Annotated in this window: 13 protein-coding genes and 2 riboswitches; of the genes, 7 read left to right on the top strand and 6 right to left on the bottom strand. The window is 43.5% G+C overall.

What is annotated here, in order from left to right:
* Positions 1–43 precede the first annotated feature (43 nt).
* Complete coding sequence (gcvT, locus tag ACT3QQ_RS03675) at positions 44–1,237, bottom strand: glycine cleavage system aminomethyltransferase GcvT (RefSeq protein WP_444526965.1); 1,194 nt, start codon at positions 1,235–1,237, stop codon at positions 44–46.
* Between the two features lie 167 nt (positions 1,238–1,404).
* Positions 1,405–1,553: riboswitch (glycine riboswitch) on the bottom strand.
* A gap of 66 nt (positions 1,554–1,619) precedes the next feature.
* A riboswitch (glycine riboswitch) is annotated at positions 1,620–1,759 on the bottom strand.
* 247 nt (positions 1,760–2,006) lie between these two features.
* Here gcvT and ACT3QQ_RS03670 point away from each other — a divergent pair.
* From ACT3QQ_RS03670 to ACT3QQ_RS03650, 5 genes are all read left to right on the top strand, one after another.
* On the top strand, positions 2,007–2,327 hold the full coding sequence (locus ACT3QQ_RS03670) for a YcgL domain-containing protein (protein WP_444523046.1): 321 nt from the start codon (positions 2,007–2,009) through the stop codon (positions 2,325–2,327).
* Between the two features lie 241 nt (positions 2,328–2,568).
* Complete coding sequence (locus ACT3QQ_RS03665) at positions 2,569–3,165, top strand: hypothetical protein (protein ID WP_444526964.1); 597 nt, start codon at positions 2,569–2,571, stop codon at positions 3,163–3,165.
* A 299-nt stretch (positions 3,166–3,464) separates the two neighbouring features.
* Positions 3,465–4,328, top strand: coding sequence for an AAA family ATPase (locus tag ACT3QQ_RS03660; RefSeq protein ID WP_444526963.1), 864 nt, complete (start codon positions 3,465–3,467; stop codon positions 4,326–4,328).
* A 152-nt stretch (positions 4,329–4,480) separates the two neighbouring features.
* On the top strand, positions 4,481–5,704 hold the full coding sequence (locus tag ACT3QQ_RS03655; RefSeq protein ID WP_444526962.1) for a vWA domain-containing protein: 1,224 nt from the start codon (positions 4,481–4,483) through the stop codon (positions 5,702–5,704).
* Between the two features lie 303 nt (positions 5,705–6,007).
* Complete coding sequence (locus ACT3QQ_RS03650; protein ID WP_444526961.1) at positions 6,008–7,225, top strand: globin domain-containing protein; 1,218 nt, start codon at positions 6,008–6,010, stop codon at positions 7,223–7,225.
* Between the two features lie 150 nt (positions 7,226–7,375).
* Here the strand turns inward: ACT3QQ_RS03650 and ACT3QQ_RS03645 are convergent, their stop codons facing one another.
* The 4 genes from ACT3QQ_RS03645 to ACT3QQ_RS03630 form a co-directional block, all read right to left on the bottom strand.
* Positions 7,376–8,188: a phosphodiester glycosidase family protein gene (locus ACT3QQ_RS03645; protein WP_444526960.1), complete on the bottom strand. Its 813-nt coding sequence runs from the start codon at positions 8,186–8,188 to the stop codon at positions 7,376–7,378.
* A 105-nt stretch (positions 8,189–8,293) separates the two neighbouring features.
* On the bottom strand, positions 8,294–10,102 hold the full coding sequence (locus ACT3QQ_RS03640) for an FMN-binding glutamate synthase family protein (RefSeq protein WP_444526959.1): 1,809 nt from the start codon (positions 10,100–10,102) through the stop codon (positions 8,294–8,296).
* A 504-nt stretch (positions 10,103–10,606) separates the two neighbouring features.
* Positions 10,607–10,834, bottom strand: a complete 228-nt coding sequence (locus tag ACT3QQ_RS03635; RefSeq protein WP_444526958.1) for a hypothetical protein — start codon at positions 10,832–10,834, stop codon at positions 10,607–10,609.
* A gap of 212 nt (positions 10,835–11,046) precedes the next feature.
* Entirely contained in the window at positions 11,047–11,874 is an 828-nt protein-coding gene (locus tag ACT3QQ_RS03630; RefSeq protein WP_444526957.1) for an IclR family transcriptional regulator, read from the bottom strand.
* 176 nt (positions 11,875–12,050) lie between these two features.
* On the opposite strand from ACT3QQ_RS03630, the gene ACT3QQ_RS03625 reads away from it, so the two are divergent.
* Positions 12,051–13,235: an acyl-CoA dehydrogenase gene (locus tag ACT3QQ_RS03625; RefSeq protein ID WP_444526956.1), complete on the top strand. Its 1,185-nt coding sequence runs from the start codon at positions 12,051–12,053 to the stop codon at positions 13,233–13,235.
* Between the two features lie 195 nt (positions 13,236–13,430).
* The gene (locus ACT3QQ_RS03620; protein ID WP_444526955.1) at positions 13,431–14,639 is read left to right on the top strand and encodes a CaiB/BaiF CoA transferase family protein; all 1,209 of its coding nucleotides are present in this window, start codon (positions 13,431–13,433) and stop codon (positions 14,637–14,639) included.
* A 154-nt stretch (positions 14,640–14,793) separates the two neighbouring features.
* On the opposite strand, the gene ACT3QQ_RS03615 is transcribed toward ACT3QQ_RS03620, so the two are convergent.
* Positions 14,794–15,555 carry an IclR family transcriptional regulator gene (locus tag ACT3QQ_RS03615; RefSeq protein WP_444526954.1) on the bottom strand — a complete coding sequence of 254 codons (762 nt, stop codon included), beginning with the start codon at positions 15,553–15,555 and terminating at the stop codon, positions 14,794–14,796.
* Positions 15,556–15,665 lie beyond the last annotated feature (110 nt).

Here is a 15,665-nt window from a genome sequence, read left to right as displayed (position 1 = left end):
TTTGTAAAATAACAACGCGCCCTAATGATAGAATTTATAAGACCTAAGAGTCAAACTGTTGCTTGCCGTTACGGACAAAAGGTAGCTTCAATACGCGTACATCGACGAATTTACCTTTACCGCGTAGATCGACTTGTACACTGTCATCTTCTGATAAGCTAGCAGGTACACGAGCAATTGCGATTGAATTTTTTAGGCTAGGGGAGAATGTGCCGCTGGTGATAATACCAGTCTGCTCGTTGTCTGTGCCTTGATTGATAGTCACCGTCATGCCTTCACGCAAAACGCCACGTGTGGTCAATAGTAGACCTACTTGCTTCATAGCGGTGTTGTCTTCTTTTGACTGCTTACGTTTGCTGACCAATGCTTCACGGCCGACAAAGGTGCGGTCGTCTTTGAGCGCTAGTGTCCAACCCATGTTGCACTCATAAGGACTGATAGTCTCGTCCATATCATGACCATAGAGGTTCATGCCTGCTTCCATACGCAATGTATCACGCGCACCAAGACCAGCAGGTTTGATGCCATTCGCTTTTAGCTGCTCAAAGAAAGCAGGAGCATCATCGGCATGCATAATGACTTCGACACCATCTTCACCAGTATAGCCAGTACGAGCCACAAACCAATCAGTGCCTTCGATACCGGTCAAGTCAGCACCAACGAAAGGTTTTAGGCCTGCTAAGGTATCCGCCCAATTTGGCTTGGCTTGAGCCAGTTTTGCAATAGCATTTGGACCTTGGACGGCAAGCATAGCAAGCTCAGGACGCTCGGTAATCGCAATATCGAAACCTTCAGCGACTTTATTAAACTGTGCTAAATCTTTGTCACGAGTGGCTGCGTTAGAGACAATACGGTATTCAGTTTCTTCTGCATTCATCAGGTAGACGATCAAATCATCGATGACGCCGCCTTGCTCGTTGAGCATGCCAGAGTATAGTGCTTTACCAGCGGTAGTGAGTTTATTGACATCGTTTGCGAGCAGTTTTTGTAGCCATGCTTTAGTATCAGCGCCTTTGATATCGGTCACAACCATATGTGAGACATCAAACATACCGGCATCTGTACGTACCGCTTCGTGCTCTTCGATTTGTGAACCGTAATGAATTGGCAATTCCCAACCAGAAAAATCGACCAGTTTGCCCTCACTATCAATATGAGACTGGTAAAAAGGGGTGCGCTGAGGGGCTTGGCTTTGGGCGTTTTGAGAAGTGATGTCTTGAGAGTGGGTATCAGTCATAACAAATCCTTATGTGTACATCAGTCATACTCGGCAGAGTAGGAAATGATGCGCAACGTAAAAGTAGCGAGAAGCAATATCGCAAGGTGCAAATATCACATCAAAGGGTGACACAGAAAGCAAAGATAAAGACGTAAGCCAAACAGACGTTATACGTCAGTTTAAGCTGAGCCCTATCTGTCCTGTGACCTGAGATTTTCAATACGAATCATCATTTTTGAGCAGTTATATAAGCCCTATCGTTGATAATAGCGTATTTTCTCCCCTTCGGTGGGTAAGACGTCGTCCGTTCTTACCACTCTCCAGATTTGTTATGCCTTATGTTTGACAAAGTAGTGTGCTATGAGCGTGATGCTACTACATACTATCAAACAACAGTGACATGCGTTTTTCAGTCCTTTTACCTGAGCGATTGGCAGGGTAGATGCGCCTTCGGTGGTTATCTAGCAATTGCGAGTGTTGTATAACCAATAGGGTTCAATACAAAATCGATGCCGTCAAACTCTCTCCTGAAAAACACTTTTATTATGAAAGGTTCAAAGCGCTTTTACAAGTCATCAAAGCCATTAAAATGAATAAATTTGGCAAAAACGATGTTTTGATAGGGGAGTCTGCAAATAGACGACATTTTATGATAGTTTTTTTATTCTCTATATCAGCGTTTTATCTGTGTTTTTGGCAAAAATTACGATAGCAAAACGCAAAGCGACTACTGGTGTTTGTCTGAAATATGCTAACCTACGCGCATAGTTTCTGATAGGTGATTTTTATGCATTGCGATATTTATAAGTTTCCCAAACATGATGACATGTATATCTACATTGCGCGTCCTGATTATCCTGATGATACTGACGAAATCAAAGACTGGCTTGGTGTATTACCAAAAGATTTCCGCGCGGGTTTAGGTCGTAGTAAGTTCGTCATGCATTTGGACTTGGCGACAACGGATAAGCTTGCTCGTGTTGATAAAGAAGAAGTACTGACAAAACTACAGTCTCAAGGTTACTTTGTGCAGTTGCCGCCGCAGGATGTTATGCGTCGCCAAGCAGAGCTGCGTGCTCGTGAATCGCAGGACAGCATCTATAATTAATAGGCTTGTTGGCAAGCAAGTGTGGTAGGAGGTATCAGTACGCTACCTGTAAAATATCGTCGATAGAAAATCGATGACACATTTGCTCACATGTATTTGCATAGAAAGTCATGATAAACTGACACCCTACGTAATGCATAAGTTCATTATGTACTTGGGCCCATTCTAGTTCTACAGAACGCACATATACCGCTAGACACAGATGGTGTCATCGGCGATAAACGCAGGTAAATAAACACGCATGGACTGGTTAAAAAGTATTTTATATAGCTTACCGCTAGAGTCTATCAGTGACATTCTCGGTGAGATTGCCATTTGGTGGGGCCAAATGGTGAAGGATGTCCCGCCCGCAGATTTGCCAATGTATGCTTATCTTGGTGGTGTTGTTTTGGTATTAGTACTATGGATACTCGTTGCTCGTGTAATGCCAAAACCGCTAGGCGGTATGAGCTGGATGGTTTTGTTTGCGGTATTGGTAGCACCAGGTACAGCGCTTGGTGATCCGAGCGAGCTTGCACCAGCCAGCATTAGCGTAGTCTATGCTGTGCTGATGAAAGATTACGCAGGCGCGGTTGCCAGTATGCTGCCAATATTGGTGATACTGGTCGCAGGATTGTTTGTTGGTTTCTTATGGCAGCTGATACGCAGTGCATTTGCATCGAGCTTGGACAAAGCCCGTAGCCGCAGCGCAGAAGATACGCAGGCCACGTTGCAAATGACCACAGGCAGTTATTTACCAGAAGGTGCTACTGTAACCAAACAGCCTGACACTAATGTAAGCTTGAAAAAAAGCAGTACATTGGCTAAGAAGCCGGATAACGATACATCTGATAAGTGATAAAAATAGGCTAAGCGTTGAGACAAAATTATTTTCTTAAAAACTATTTGATGCCCCAATAAAAAGACACCGCTGCGTGTCTTTTTTTGTGCCAGATTGTTTATTGGGCCTATAAATAATTGTTCACTATCCACTGCACATAACAATTGTTAATAAATGCGAACGCATGAGTATTTTGGCAATGCATCAGGCTGTGCTAATCTAATTTATTCTTTACTAACTCATTCTGTATTAATCATTTATGTTTTAGACCTATCCATTTATAACAACTCATCTATAACAACAATCGAGATCTGATTATGACCACAGCTGATAATACTAAGAAAAACTTTACTGGTACCAGTAGTTATATTGCTACCGATGATTTGCAACTGGCAGTAAATGCTGCCATGACTTTACAAAAGCCATTATTGATCAAAGGTGAGCCTGGCACAGGTAAGACGTTGCTCGCCGAAGAAGTTGCTGAGAGTTTGGGTATGCCGCTGATTACTTGGCACGTCAAATCGACAACTAAGGCTGAGCAAGGACTGTACGAATACGATGCAGTATCGCGCCTGCGGGATTCGCAATTGGGCGATGATAAGGTCTATGACATTGCCAACTATATCAAGCCAGGTAAGTTGTGGGACGCTTTTACCAGTACAGAGCGTAGCGTACTACTGATTGATGAGATTGATAAAGCCGATATCGAGTTCCCAAATGACTTGCTACATGAGCTTGATAAGATGTCTTTTTATGTCTACGAGACGGGCGAGACCATCACAGCAGCGCAGCGTCCAGTGGTTATTATTACCTCAAACAATGAAAAAGAGCTGCCAGATGCGTTTTTGCGTCGTTGCTTTTTCCATTACATTGACTTCCCTGAAGAAGCAACCATGCGTCAAATCATTGAAGTGCATTTTCCAGATATTCAAGAAAAACTGGTCAATGATGCATTGGATATTTTCTATAAGCTGCGCGGTATTCAAGGTCTTAAAAAGCCGCCATCAACGTCTGAGTTGGTCGATTGGTTAACCTTGTTACTTGCTGATGATATGGCTCAGGACGAGCTAGAAGAAAATCTGCGCGGCGAAAAGTCTATTCCACCATTATATGGCGCATTGCTCAAAAACGAAGCCGATGTAAGTTTATTACAGCGTTTTGCCAATATGATGCGTCGCTAATGTTTGTAGCTTGCGTTGACTTTTATATTTTATATCCAATATTGGATGTTTGATATAAAGCCAATGCAAGCGTTTAGCCTATGACGGTACCAATGAATGATATCAGCAATATCACCAGATAATAATATCAGCCAATAAGTGATACGACTCTTATGTTTATCAAACTATTCTATACCTTGCGTACTTATGGCGTGCCAGTCAGTACGCGCGAGCTGCTCGATCTCAATGCCGCGCTAGATAAAGGGCTAATGATGCAGTCGCATCCTGAAGATCCAGCACTGATTACTTTTGCCAGCCGCGAAGATATGTATCGTCTGATTCGACTGTGTATGGTCAAAGACGAGCGCCATTTTGATAAATTCGATCGGGCCATGGCAGATTATTTTGAAGGTGTCGATAGTCTTGATATGGATGAGCTATTAGCCAAGCTAACGGATGTGCCCAAAGAATGGCTGGATCTAAAGCTCGATCCAAAAAACCTAACGGAAGAGCAAAGACGCTTACTGAAAAAGTACGGTTCGCTTGAGGAGCTGATGAAGGCGCTAGAGGAACGGTTAAAGGAGCAAAAAGAGCGTCATCAAGGTGGCAGTAAATGGGTAGGCACGGGCGGCACTTCGCCATTTGGTGCTTATGGCGACCATCCAGAAGGCGTACGTGTCGGCGGTGAATCTCGTAAACGTAGTGCGGCAAAAGTCTGGGAGCAGCGTAAATATCGCAATCTCGATGACGACAATCAACTCGGTACTCGTCAGATTCAAATGGCGCTGCGTAATCTGCGTCAGTTTGCGCGGACAGGCAGTGCTGACGAGCTAGATATTCATGAGACGATTAAGCGCACGGCAAAAAAAGGTGTGCTCGATATTCATATGCAAGCGGAGCGCCGTAACCGAGTTAAGATTCTGATGTTGTTTGATGTGGGCGGCAGTATGGATATCCATGTCGAAGCGCTTGAAAAACTGTTCTCTGCGGCAAAAAATGAATTTAAAACCTTAGAATTCTTTTATTTCCATAACTGCCTGTATGACTATGTATGGAAGGACAATAATCGTCGCCATAGTGCACCAATGCCAACGTTTGAGCTACTCAATACATATGGTCGAGAGTATCGTGTCATCTTCGTCGGTGACGCATCGATGTCGCCCTATGAGCTGATGACAGTCGGTGGTAGTGTAGAGTATATGAATAATGAAGCGGGCGTTGTATGGTTGAAGCGCGTACTTGAGCATTTTGATAAAGTAGCTTGGCTCAATCCTGAAAGCCAAAGCTACTGGCAATATACGCAAACCATCGTTGAGATCAAAAAACTGTTTGAAAATAAGATGTATCCGATGACCTTACATGGTGTTGAGGAAATGACCCAATATATGGCAAGGTAATTTTAATATTTAGCCTAAATGATAAAGTCTATTTACATAGATTGAATCCTTATAATAACAGCCGTTATGACGACATAGCGGCTGTTTTTTATTAAAGAAGATAAGTTCTATATGAATACTATATTGGTCTGCCTAGTAAATTGTGTTAACATTCATTTTAAATAAATGTTATAAGTGTTTTTGAATTGGTTAGCTAAAAGTATCGATGACGACAGTAAAAAGGTTTGATCATCGTTGCCAGTTTAGACGAATCATTTTTAACATTTAAGTTTATCAACGCAGTTAATGATTAAGAGAAACAATATGGCCTCACCAAAAACGTTAGAAATCGTCACCGCAACCGTTCCTGTACTCGAAGAGCATGGCGTTGCAATTACTACGGTATTTTATAAAAATATGTTTAACGAGCACCCTGAGCTGTTAGATATTTTTAATGAGACCAATCAAAAACTAGGAAGACAGCAGACGGCACTAGCAACGACGGTATTGGCTGCTGCCAAGCACTTGGATAAGTTGGCTACGTTATTGCCACAAGTGACTCAGATTAGCCACAAGCATAGAGCTTTACAAATATTGCCTGAGCATTATCCTATCGTTGGCAAGCATTTGATTGGGGCGATAAAAGAAGTATTAGGTGAGGCGGCTACTGATGACATTATTGATGCTTGGACAGAAGCTTATGATGAAATTGCCTCGGTATTCATCCAGATTGAACATGGCATGTATGAAGAAGCGATGTGGCAGGGGTTTGTACCCTTTAAAGTCACTAAAAAAGAAGCGGTTGCTACAGATATCGCAGCTTTTACCGTGGTACCAGTCGATAAGAGTGCGCACAATACAGGCAATGATTTAGCAAATACTCAAAATATTGATTTGAGCAAGTTGACCTTAACTGCTGGTCAATATATCACTGTGAAAACAGACCCAAAAGACAGCGACCATATAGCATTGCGTCATTATTCTTTATACTCTGTCAGTACTGATACAGGCATTCAGTTCGCCGTCCGACGTGATAACCGTAATAAGCATCATGGTTTGGTTTCTAACTATATGCATGACCAACTAGAAGTCGGTGATACGGTTTTACTATCGGCTCCAGCTGGTGACTTTGCGCTCAATCAAAAGTTGGTACAGCAAAATGATGTGCCCTTAGTATTAATGAGTGCAGGAGTCGGGGTTACGCCTATACTATCTATGCTAGAGGCGCAAGTATCAGCCAATCCTAAACGTCCTATTATCTGGGTTTACGCCTGTCAGAACGTTGCTCATCATGCCTTTGCAGATCAAGTTAACGAATTACTCGGACAAGCCGCGCATGTGGAAAAACATATATTTTACTTTGAGTCTGGGCAAATATTAGATGAAACATGGCTTGCTACTTTGCCTAACCCTGCTGATATCTATGTGTGTGGGTCGATGCCATTTATGGAAAGTATGATTGATGGGTTGGTAGCATTAGCGCACGGAGTCGATAGTGTTCACTATGAACCGTTTGGCCCTAAAATGAGCTTGGGCGGCTAGTTTTTAACTTGGTTTTGCTAACAGTTAGCTAGCTGATTTTTACTTATGGCCAGTAATAAAAAAGCACTTGGATGACAATGTCATTTCCAGTGCTTTTTTATGCAACATACTATGAGAAAACAGAGGTTGAGCTAAAAATATAGATACGTATTACTCTTCATTTTCGACCAATCCAATCATCACACCCACCTCCTTTTTATCTTGCTTATCGATACTAGGCGCATACAGCGCTGAGGCAATACCACCATCCAAAAATAGCGCATTTGAACAACCTAGCTCATCCTTGAATAGTTCTGCAAACTGATAAAAGGTCACAGGCTCATCACTATTAACGAGCTGTACACTACCGTCACGACAAACGCCTGCACCATTGCGCAGTTTGACTGAGCTACTATTGGGGTTGAACTGTGGGTGTATTTCGTTATCGATGACCAACATAGGGCCAGATTGCGTCGCATACCAAGGCTGCACATCACCATTGTCCAGCTGCTCATTTAACGTATTACTTTCAGTAATTTGTACTGTACCAGCTTTGTCCCACCACATCACCCCATTAGGCAATAGATGGAAATTACCACCACCTTCTTTTGTATTTAGCGATTTGACTTCTTTGCCTTCGATGACGGTATAGCCAATCGGCGCATAATTTTCATTATACATGCCTGCATTCATTGCAAAATTGAGACTTTCATTGTTTGGTAATGTTGCCAATAACGCATCAAAAGTTAGCAAAGGCTCATTGTTATCAGAAGATTGCCAAAACAGTTGTAATGAATAACGCTCGCTCGTTAAAGCAGTAGTATCCACACGACAAATACTGTAGGTAAAAGGCGTGTCTTCAGTCTGACATGACCAATTGTCGGTATCGCTATTAGCTACGTCATTATGTGTCTGCTGGCAAGCGCTCAGGCCTAATATCAGCGCCATCGCTGTTAACGGTAAGAAAAAAGTAGAACTTGGCATCAATCACGCGTCTTTTAATGTATAAGTTATTTGAGGTTGGGTACTATCTATTGCTCAATCGCACATTCATCACTACTTTTCAGGTACAACGATTCAGGCGCTGAGTCAGTCACTAGTAGGCGGGAAGTCACGGATTGTATTATTCACATTACCAATTAAGTGTCCACCATTGGCAGTTGATGGCTCAGAACCATAAGCTGCGCTGTGCTCTGTTGGCGCATTTGTCTCTTTGCCTTTGTCGCGCGAGTCCTTGTTATAAGCAATAAGCGCATCATTATTGGCTAAAAAGCTATCAGGATTTGCCATGACCCACATTTGGTTGAAAATGTCGGCGCGTGCGCTATGATCGAGTAAAGCACCTTCATCAGCAAAATAGAAAAATTTGGATAACAGCTTGATCTGCCCGTCGTCTAAGCGTCGTGCGATATGGTATGGCTGCAATTGACTAGGATGTTGCAAGCCAACCGAGCCTACGATACTGGCAAGCGATTTTAGCGTGTTTTTATGAAAACTTGCAACACGTTCCGCTTTACTCGGAACATCGAGTGCCTTTTGACGGTAAGGATCTTGAGTAGCTACACCCGTTGGGCAAGTGTTGGTGTGACAAGAGCGCGATTGAATGCAACCGACTGCAAACATAAAGCCACGTGCCGAATTACACCAGTCTGCACCTAGCGCAATCATGCGCGCAATATCAAAGCCTGATACGATCTTGCCACTGACACCAAGCTTGATTTTGTCACGGATGCCTGCACCGACTAATGTATTGTGTACCAGCAAAAATCCTTCGACCATTGGCATGCCGACATTGTCCATAAACTCGACGGGCGCTGCACCTGTGCCGCCTTCTGCACCGTCAATAACAATAAAGTCAGGATAGTTATCCGTCTCTATCATGGCTTTGACAATGGCCATAAACTGCCATGGCTGACCAATACATAGCTTAAAGCCAACAGGCTTGCCACCAGATAAGTCACGCAGTTGCTGCCAAAAAGCGACTAGCTCGCGCGGGGTGCTAAATGCAGTGTGCGAGGAGGGCGAGATACAGTCTTGACCCGTAGGCACTTGGCGCGTGTCGGCAATCTCTTGCGTGATTTTGCTAGAAGGTAGGACACCACCTTTACCAGGCTTAGCGCCTTGTGATAATTTAATTTCGATCATTTTAACTTGTGGATCAACGGCTTTTTCGGCAAAAGACTGTGGATCAAAATTGCCCTCATTATCGCGACAACCAAAATAACCCGTACCTAACTCCCAAATTAAGTCGCCACCGAACTTGCGATGATAAGGACTGATTGCACCTTCGCCCGTATCATGAGTAAAGCCACCGCGTTTTGCGCCTTGATTAAGTGCCATGATGGCGTTTGCTGATAGGCTGCCGAAGCTCATTGCAGAGATATTAAATACCGACATATCGTGCGGCTGCTGACAACGCTCACCGCCGACCATAATACGAAAGTCTTTGTTTTCTAGTGGTGCACTGATGGCTGATTGCAAAAACCATTCTTTGCCATGAGTATAGAGATTATCTAACGTACCAAAGGCGTTGGTATCACTGACATTCTTAGCACGTTGATATACGAGCGCGCGCTGCTGGCGTGAAAACGGAACTTGTTCTTTATCGTCCTCAAGCAAGTACTGGCGAATCTCAGGACGGAAGTCTTCCAATACATAGCGGATATGTCCAGCCACAGGGTAGTTGCTCAATATCGCGTGCTTAGATTGAATCAAATCATAGATACCAAGTGCTACAGCCAACCCACCAATAACAATCAACCACCAACTTGCCAATAGCAAACCCGCTAATAGAATTAAAATCGCCGCGCCAAACGTGCTGTAGCGGAGTAATAATCCGATAAAATACGGCGAGCTGGTTTTGGGTTCAGGGTTTAGATTGGTACGAGATTCAGGCATAACGAGGCTCAATAGTAATGATTGATATAGATAAGATGCTTACGTTTATCGCGTACATCATACACGTATGACGTCATTACGTCGGTATCAATGGGTAACAGGAGAGTAGTAATATTAAGGCGTGTCCTTAGTCCTATCAAAGTCCTGTTAATCACTATTGGTGAAATAAGAATGTCCCTTTATAATTTTTAGCAGACAATTAGTACTAAAGTTTGATCGTCATTAATAGTGTCAAAAGCAATCTTAACAGGCAAAAATTGCCCAAGCAGCCATGCTTGGGTTTTGGTATGTTGGCTGATGCTTCGTGTGGTAAATTCGCCACCACCACCGATGGGTTCAAAGCCTGCTTGCAAGCATTCGATTGATATTCACTTGTATACCAAATAAAAGGGTTTAAAATATACCGTATGACGCATATTTTTTAAACCCAATAAAACGGTATTCTTGATAACTAAGTACTTGATAATTAAGTACCTAGTGTTTTAGTGCTTAATTATCACTGGCCTAGCTGTTGAATTTCTTTGCTATCAGATCTTTGATAAAAGCAATAACAGTTGCGCTGTGCTCAGAGTTTTTGATCTCATCTAATAGCTCAGACTTTGACATGCTTTGGTATCTTTGGATGTCTTCGCTACTGATATCTTTTGCGCTATTAATCAATGCTGATAAGCCATTGTTATCAGCATTATCACCGCCAGTTACAGCGCCTAACATATCGTTCATGTTTATCATTGGTATTTCCTCATACAAAAATAATTATTAAATGGTTCAATGTGAAAGTGATTTATCACTCACACTTTAGTTTACCGCATCTATATTCGCTTAGGGGTATTAAAGTTACTCTTTTTAGATAGCGATCATGTGTAGGGCAAACCAGTTTTAGTTCACATTGCCATACTACTAAGTAAAAATACCTGTGCTAGAACTTTATTGTTTATTCTTTTCTAAACCCTACCACCAATCCGCTCCGCCAATGCCTGCAATTTTGGCACTATCATCGCAGCATATTCATCCGCTTCCCAGTTGGCACTCGGCACACTGGCATTGAGCGAATACGCGTATTGCCCTGTTGCGACATCATATACGCCAACCGCGACTGCCAATATGTCAGTAGAAAAATCCCCATCAGACACGGTATAGCCATACTTTTCGTAATGCTCTGTCGCGCTGGCTAGGGCAGTTTGTGCATGGTCGTATTCTTCAACAGATAAATTCTCTTTTAGATTGCTAATGATGACTGCCTGTCTGGCTTGCGAGCTTGCTGCATAAAAAGCGCGTCCAATGGCAGTGCGTGCAACGGGCACCGCTGAGCCAACCTGTAAGTTGACCGATAGTCGAGCAGGACTACGGCAACAGGCGTGATAGCGCATTTCCCCTTCGACTTCAGTCGCCAGATTCACTGATACTTCATTTTCACTAGCGAACTGCCGTAATAATGGTTCAGCTGCTGCCACCATATCGTGACGACTCCATGCGGTTGCACTGAGACGCACAGCGCTACTACCTAATTGGTACTGTCCGTGCTCAGTGATACGTAAAAACCCAAGCGTCGTTAAGGTATGAATAAGGCGAGTAACAGTTGCCTTTGGTAGTGCTGTCATCTGACATAGCTGCTGATGGGTGAGCCGTTCATCATGTTCAAACGCTGCGAGTATCGTCAGTCCACGACCCAGTGCTGTGACGAACTGTCGATCACTTTCTCCTTTATTTTGATTCATGATTCCATATATTTTTTCTAATAGTGAGGTAGATGTTGATAAGGGTTTCGTCATTTTATACTCATCTTTTTTTAATAAAGGTTTACAGCGCGGCGAAATTTTGATTAAATAGCTTTAATTTATGAAACTAAGTTTCGCATAGCGGAATAACAAAGTCAACGACTTGTTAGGCTAAATGACGTATCAATCACTATTCGTCAGTCAGGATGACTGATACCAAGGAGATCCACATGGCAACATCTACTAGCCCACGCTTTGATTGGGAAGATCCTTTCTTATTACGTGACCAGCTAACAGAAGAAGAGCGTATGGTCACAGACAGCGCGCGTCAGTTTTTTCAAAAAGAGCTGATGCCTGGCATTATCGAAGCCAACCGCAATGAAAATTTTGATCGTAATATCATGCGTCAAATGGGTGAGATGGGTCTGCTAGGTGTCACGATTGAAGGCTATGGCTGTGCTGGTCTATCTAGTGTTGCTTATGGTCTGATTGCTAAGGAAGTAGAAGCCGTTGATTCGGGCTACCGTTCAGCGATGAGTGTGCAGTCAAGCCTAGTGATGCATCCTATTTGGGCGTATGGCACAGAAGAGCAGAGAGAAAAGTATTTGCCAAAGCTTGCGACAGGTGAGTACGTCGGCTGCTTCGGTTTGACTGAGCCAGATTCAGGGTCTGACCCTTCATCAATGTCGACACGTGCGCGCAAAGTCGATGGTGGTTACGAGCTGACTGGTAATAAAATGTGGATTACCAACAGTCCTATCGCTGACGTGTTTGTAGTATGGGCGAAAGATGATGCGGGTGAGATTCGCGGTTTTGTCTTAGACAAAGGCATGAAAGGATTATCTGCACCAAAAATCGAAGGCAAGTTCTCATTACGTGCCTCAGTCACGGGTGAGATCGTCATGGACAAAGTATTTGTTCCTGAAGCCAACGCTTTCCCAGATATTCGTGGTCTAAAAGGACCATTTGGCTGCTTAAATAAAGCCCGCTATGGTATCGCTTGGGGCAGTATGGGCGCAGCTGAATTCTGCTGGAAAGCGGCTCGTCAATACACGCTAGACCGTAAGCAGTTTGGTCGTCCGCTCGCCGCAACGCAACTTGTGCAGTTAAAACTAGCTAATATGCAAACAGAAATCAGCTTAGGGTTGCAAGCAGCACTACGTGTCGGTCGCTTGATGGATGAAGACAACGCTGCGCCTGAGATGATTTCACTCATTAAGCGTAATAACTGCGGTAAAGCGCTTGATATCGCTCGTATCGCGCGTGATATGCATGGCGGTAACGGTATCTCTGATGAGTTCCATATCATCCGTCATGTGATGAACTTGGAAGCGGTCAACACTTATGAGGGTACACATGATATCCATGCGCTTATCCTAGGTCGCGCACAAACAGGTATTCAAGCGTTCTTTTAAGCGCTTTTAGCTAATAGTGTTTGGTACAACTGTATTTTATGACGTACGTGACTGCTTGGCTTTTTGTTAAAAGAGCATGAACAGTAGCGTACGTTTTTCAGTTGTTATTCATCATTTAACGGTTAAATAGTTAGATGATGAATAATAATTTTATGATTAAAAGTCAAAAAATACGCGACAGAGTAAGGGAATCTCATGACAGATATGATTAATATGCCAGAGGGTGCATTGCATGGTATCAAAGTGCTTGATTTGTCGAGAGTGCTAGCAGGGCCTTCTTGTACGCAAGTATTGGCCGACCTCGGTGCTGAAGTCATCAAAATAGAGCGTCCGCATATTGGCGATGAAACGCGGCATTGGGCGCCGCCAAAGTTTAGCGACGACACCTCCGCTTACTATGCGACCATTAACCGCAATAAAAAATCACTGACGGTAGATATCACTACGCCAACAGGGCAAACTATTATCAAGCAGCTAATTGCCGAGAGTGATATTTTGGTTGAAAATTTTAAGGTGGGCGGCCTAGAAAAATACGGTCTAGATTACGACAGTCTAAAGCAAGACAATCCGCGGCTGATTTATGCATCATTGACAGGTTTTGGTCAAACAGGTCCAGATGCCAAGCGGCCCGGTTATGATTATATTATCCAAGGTTTATCGGGGCTGATGAGTATCACAGGCCCTAGTGATGGCGAACCACACAAGGTTGGCGTGGCAGTTGTTGATTTGTTTGCAGGTTTGCAACTGACGATTGGTATTCAGGCGGCACTGCTGGCGCGTCAACATACTGGTACTGGACAACACGTCGATGTGGCGTTACTTGATAGTGCGCTTGCCATGCTCGCTAACGTTGGTATGAACCATTTGGCATCAGATAAGATACCGCCAAGATTGGGCAATCAGCACCCTAATATTGTGCCGTACCAAGTATTTGCTGGTGAAGGTGAGCAGCACTTTATCTTAGCCTGTGGCAATGACAGTCAGTTCGCCAAACTGTGTGACGTGCTCGCAGTTGATTGGCATACTGATGAGCGTTTTTCGACCAACCCACAACGCGTTGCCAATCGTGAACTGCTATGTGGCGAGCTAACTAAACAATTTGCCAAGCAGTCTCGCACCTATTGGTTAGAGGTTTTAGATCAAGCAGGTATCCCATGTGGCGCGATTCATAATGTGGCGGAAGCCTTAGCCATGCCGCAAGCACGAGCCCGCAACATGATTGTGAATTTCACTGAGCAAGGTAGTCCAGTACGCGCACTCGGAAATCCTATCAAATTGTCCGCATCACCTGTCAGCTATCGTACGCCACCACCGCAATTGAGTGAGCATACTGACAGCACACTTTCTGACTTGGGTTATGACAGTAAGATGATTGCTAAATTAAAAGCCGATGGAATTATTTGAAAGCACTTTGACAGCCGTATATTTACAGCAATAAGTGTTATAAATAATCAAGATAACTGATAGCTCAAAAGCTTCAGTAATAACAAAATAAAAAGCAGATAAAATGGGTCGCAGAATGCAGCAGAAAGCCCTGTGACCCATTTTCTATCAGCTATCAGTTCGCCGTAAAGCCTAAATGCTGTTCAATTTGCTCGGCCAATTCAATCAGTACTGCACTGACCTCAGCCCGCTTAGATTCATACTCTCCTTGCAAAAAACTCACGGCCATACCAGCGACCGCATTGCCTGAGGCATTACGGATATGGGTGCCCAAGCAGTACATCCCATCGCGCAACTGTCCATCATCGAGAGACACGCGGCTTTCTTGTATCGTTGCAAGCTCGGTAGCCAAATCGGCAAAGTTACTGACACCATTCTGAGTCATAGGCGTTGGAAATGTATCTTGATACAACGATTTGATACCGTCCATCGATAATGTCGATAGCATGGCTTTACCCGTCGCAGAAAATACCGCAGGTACGCGAACGCCTGCACGAAAAGTAAAACCAAGCGGCTCAGGCGACTCATGACAAGCCAAAAATACTACTTCTCCCAAATCAAGCTTCGATAAAGTTACGGTGTGCTGAAGCAGTACTGGATACTGCACAATCAAATCTTTAAACAACTGTACAACGCCTTGCTGCTGCTCGTACTTGCCTGCCCAATACATCAAATACGAACCCAAATAAAAGCGACTTTCAGAGTCTTTGTAAATGACATGCTTGGCAAGTAGGCTTTGCAAAATATTGTGAGTTGAGCTACGCGGTAGCCCAAGCTCTTTTGCGATATGAGCCGCAGTCAAAGGCTGTAAGCTATCGGTAATCAAGTCCAAAATCTGAAATGTTTTGTCTAGCGCAGGCACGGCAGTCGAACTCATAAATAACCTATAAAGTGAAATAAAAGAAAAAAGTACAAGATAATTTTCAAAATAATGCGATTAAGGGTTGCAAATCACGTCATATCGTTCTTATAATGATGTCTCGTATA

Origin of the sequence: Psychrobacter sp. AOP7-A1-24, assembly GCF_052376235.1 — a bacterium.
In the GTDB taxonomy this organism is placed as follows: Bacteria; Pseudomonadota; Gammaproteobacteria; order Pseudomonadales; family Moraxellaceae; genus Psychrobacter.
This window is presented reverse-complemented; position numbering and strand designations above follow the sequence as displayed.